The sequence below is a fragment of the Mesorhizobium sp. M7A.F.Ca.US.011.01.1.1 genome (genome assembly GCF_003998295.1).
GTDB lineage: Bacteria > Pseudomonadota > Alphaproteobacteria > Rhizobiales > Rhizobiaceae > Mesorhizobium.
Genome location: NZ_RZRT01000228.1, coordinates 1 through 573 on the forward strand (window position 1 = coordinate 1; position 573 = coordinate 573).

At 60.0% G+C, this 573-nt stretch carries 1 pseudogene; it reads left to right on the forward strand.

From position 1 onward, the window contains the following. Positions 1 to 573 (forward strand): annotated as a pseudogene (locus EOA13_RS37475) (DNA ligase D); the annotation flags it as partial.

The window sequence follows — 573 nt, forward strand, 5'->3', positions numbered from 1 at the left end:
TGGGGTTGGAGGGGATCGTATCCAAGCGCGTCGATGCGACCTACGGCTCGGGGGTTCAGACCAGTTGGTTGAAGGTAAAGTGCATCAAGAGCGACACCTTCCCTATCGTGGCTTTCGTAGAGAAACTTGGTGCTCACCCGCACCGCATTGCATCGCTTTATATCGGGCGCCGCGAGGGCAACCGACTGCTCTATGCCGGGAAGGCTCGCAGTGGGTACACCTTGAGCGCTGCGAAACTCGTTCGGGAGCGGCTTGATCCGCTGATCATCAGCAAGTCGCCATTATCAGAGCCCATTGTGAAACCCAAGGCAACTTGGGTGAGACCGGACGTTCTGGCCGAGGTGCAATTCAGCGGCGTCACTGATCGCGGCGTGCTGCGCGAGGCAGTGTTCAAGGGTTTGCGCGAAGATCTCGTGCCGATCCCGGCCAAGCCTCCAGCCCCATCGAAGCGACGCGGGCCAACCCGGAAACATGGCGTTCCCAGTGAAAACATCCTGCAACTGCTGCCAGACGCTGTCTCGCCCTCCAAGGACGAGCTTGCGCGTTACTGGGAGAGGGTTGCGGATCATGCCC